This is a genomic window from Coprococcus intestinihominis, from assembly GCF_040096555.1.
Taxonomy (GTDB): Bacteria; Bacillota; Clostridia; order Lachnospirales; family Lachnospiraceae; genus Coprococcus_A; species Coprococcus_A intestinihominis.
In genome coordinates this window covers 1-3641 of sequence record NZ_JBBMEK010000306.1, presented here as the reverse complement: position 1 = coordinate 3641, position 3641 = coordinate 1, and the positions used below count along the sequence as shown (strand labels likewise).

The 3641-nt window shown below is 35.2% G+C and carries 3 protein-coding genes; all 3 read right to left on the bottom strand.

Features of this window, described 5'->3' with window-relative positions; genetic code table 11:
* Positions 1 to 451, bottom strand: a 451-nt coding sequence (locus WMO25_RS16195; protein ID WP_349086195.1) for a hypothetical protein, incomplete at its 3' end; no start/stop codon positions are given.
* Entirely contained in the window at positions 438 to 1973 is a 1536-nt protein-coding gene (locus tag WMO25_RS16190) for a hypothetical protein (RefSeq protein WP_349086193.1), read from the bottom strand. The genes WMO25_RS16195 and WMO25_RS16190, both read right to left, overlap by 14 nt.
* Positions 1974 to 2197: 224 nt before the next feature.
* Positions 2198 to 3641 (bottom strand): NlpC/P60 family protein (locus WMO25_RS16185; protein WP_349086192.1); only part of this gene is annotated, 1444 nt, incomplete at its 5' end.

Sequence of the window (3641 nt, the reverse complement as noted above, 5' to 3'; positions counted from 1 at the left end):
AATGTAAATATCTCTGCTTAGGTTTTTCACCCTCAAAAATCTTATAAAAATACACTACATAAATCAATGTAAAAAAAACCGACGTAACATAATTTGAAAAGCCTGACGTCCATACAATTGCTTGCCTAAAAACGGCCTTTGGTAAAAAAATCATCAACAAAATACTCAAATAAAATGTCCATTTTTTCCTCGTAAGCTTTTCGACGAAATAAATGATACCTGTCAGCATAAAAGCCATCGTTATTGTTTTCAATAAATTAGACCGTGTTAACGCCAAAACAATCAAATTTCCAACATACCGTCCACTGTAATTATCGAACCATGTATTCAATCGTTCGATACCTATGCTGCTTCCCCATGCCCAATCATCACCCGTATACGGAAACATCCAACATAAAAAAATTAATATAATAAAAGTTACAATATATCGAAATTTTTTAATATTCTTCACTTTTTATCTCCATTCTCTTTTTGATCCACGATAATACACTATAAAAGCCATACACTGCACTTGGAATCAGCATAAACACATAGGGATAAACATACTGACTTTTTGTCTCCCATAATAAATGAAAACAAAATCCACCAAGGAAAAACAAAATACCTGTTAGCCATACAGTCGGCACGTTCCTTCTAAATGATACCAAAATAAAAACGGCAGTAAAAAAGTAAATAAAAATAGTAACTGCGCCGCATCCATCAGCAATCAACTGATTGATTCTGCTCTCTCTATATATAATTTTTAAATATTTGTTATGCAGTTGCTGATTCTTACTATCTACAGGTCCAGACCATATTGATTCAAACAAAGGATCGCACCACGTAGATTCAATTTTGTCCTGAAAAAAATTCACAGCATACACTGGATTCTCCTTGAAATATTTTAGTCGTTTAACTATTTCATTTTTTGCTTCTTCTGCGCTTTTTTCACCGTCATAGCCATTTTGTACATAGGTATCTTTATTATAGGCGTCATACCATCCTCCCAGTTTTGCACTTTCATCACGCAGCCCCATTGCTATCCATAATACTTTAGGTGCACCATCTCCAATGTCTATTCCACTTTCATGTACATACCATGCTGGTGTAATCTTACCCGAAATAGCAACTACTGCTACTGTAATTACAGCACAGACAATTCCTTGCACTCTTTTATTTTTCAGTGCATTTAGTATATATATAATAGAAATCGCAATTGCACCTATCATATAATTGCTTCTTAATATACAGGATAACGCAGTAAAAGCTATCGATATAATGAAGAAAAACGGCTTCTCCTTTTTTAAATATTGCATCAACCCCCATATTGCAATCATCAGCATTGCAAGTCCCACAGTCATACCATACGCAAAAGTAATAAAAAATAGCTGTGGCAAAAATAGGTAACTAACAAGGATAGTTATATTATGTAAATACTTTTTCCCTTCAAACATCGAACAGCTTATTTTCCAAAGCACATAATTAATAACTATGACCCATATCAAATTAGCTAGGAAGAAAACACGTGTATCATTCCATATTTTCAATAAAATCCTTTCATATGTCACCAACCCTAATTGATAAGGATACATATGCAGATAGCCATCCTGATTCAGCATAGAATAATTTCCCTGCGAAAAGTTTACCGCAGCCTGGTAAATCAATTGTGCATCTGCACGCAAATCCGTTCCTACACCCAAAACCAGTATTACCCCTATTACGCCATAAATCGCCGTCATCATGAAAAACAAAAATTTTTCATTAAGATGCTCTATAGCTTTTTTAGCCAAAATAAGTATACCCATTAACAATACAAGAAAAATATAAACCCAAATGCGGTTATGGTGAAACGATACCTTTTCAAGACAATTTAAATCCATAGATACATGGCTCTGATACATAAACGACATTATCGTAATCCCCACCAATACAATAAATGCCAAAATTTTTATGATATTTTTGCCCAAATTATATAATTTCTCATTTATTTGCATACTACCATTACCTTATCATTAATCACTTAGGAATGCATTACACATCCACATCATCACTTTTATTATTTTAAATCACCTTAGTTGAGTATAATGCCTTTAATCCCTTTTTTCAAGGCTTTTCATATACTACTTGACATCTTTTGTTTTTTTTCGAAAGATACACATATTATACCAAAAAATAATCCCGGAACATATCTTTTCCGGGATTATTTATCACAACTTTTCTAAACAAATGGTCGAACAACACCTAATACACGCGGATGTTGATTATTGATCATTGATGCTACAACAACCTTATTTGGCCAAGCCTCAATTACTTTGTTATTGCCAAGATAAATTGCTGAATGAATTACAACACCTGATGAATTACAATAAATAATAATATCTCCACGCTCGCGTTCACTATAAGAAACATGCTTTAACTTGGAACTTCTCCAAATATTTGCAGATTCATATTCGTAACCAGGAGATGCATGACGCACCGGATTAATTGGTGACATATCAATACCTGCTGCATACAATGCCTGAATCACCAGGCCACTGCAGTCAATGCCTAACCCTGGTGCTCCAGAAGCACCAATCATATAATCATCCCCTAGATAATCGTATGCTCTACTAATCATTGCTTCGATACAGTCATTCCTGCTACTATAAATATCAACTTTCATTGGTGATACATATGCTCCTAATGAATACCAATCAGACTCACGGTACCCCATTGCTTTCCATGTTGCCAAATCCGTAACGCCAGTTACAGACAATCCATGTCTATTTTGAAAATTTTTGACAGCATTATACACTCTTCGCGTATATTCTGCGCCGCCCATACCAACTCCATTGCCGAGATTCAACGCACGAATGACCCAGGCAGTTTTTATTCCCTCATAACCAATATTCAAGTTATATCCACCGCCAGATAATTGAATCTGGGATTCCTGAATCTGATAATATTGAGACGGGTTTTGATACTTACGATTTTTCCATTGATAAATACCTGTCACCGGATGAAAATAATATCTTATTCCATCAATCATCTGTAAACCATAACACATTTTACCATCTGTCGCATAGTAATAAGTATGATTGTGATGTTTTGTCCATCCTGTTGCCATCACTCCAATACGATCCTTAAAAAAATACCAGCTTCCATTGATTCTTCTTTCACCGTAATACATTGTACCATCCGAATTGTAATAATATGTATGGCCGTGATGCTTAGACCATCCTGTTGCCATTACCCCGGTTCTTTCATGGAAATAATACCAATGACCATTTATGTACTTCTCACCGTAATACATACTGCCATCTTCATTATAATAATAAGTATGGTTATGATGTTTTGTCCACCCCGCCATCATAATTCCTCGTACTGGGTGAAAATAGTACCAATGGCCTTCTATGTACTTCTCACCGTAATACATACTGCCATCTTCATTATAATAATAAGTATGACCATGATGCTGTGACCATCCTATCGCCATGATACCATCTGAATCAAAATAATACCATTTATTCTCTATTCTCCGTTCGCACTGTCTCAGCATGATGCCCGATACCGGATGAAAATAATACTTTTTACTGTCCAAAGACAACCATCCATAATGCATTTTACCATCGTTATCATAGTAATACTGTTGGTTCGGTCTTTCTGCCTGCACAGTCCATCCT

What these genes read in the sequence shown, in the direction of transcription:
- WMO25_RS16190 (WP_349086193.1), bottom strand. Translation starts at nt 1,973, where the DNA reads ATGCAAATAAATGAGAAATTATATAATTTGGGCAAAAATATCATAAAA.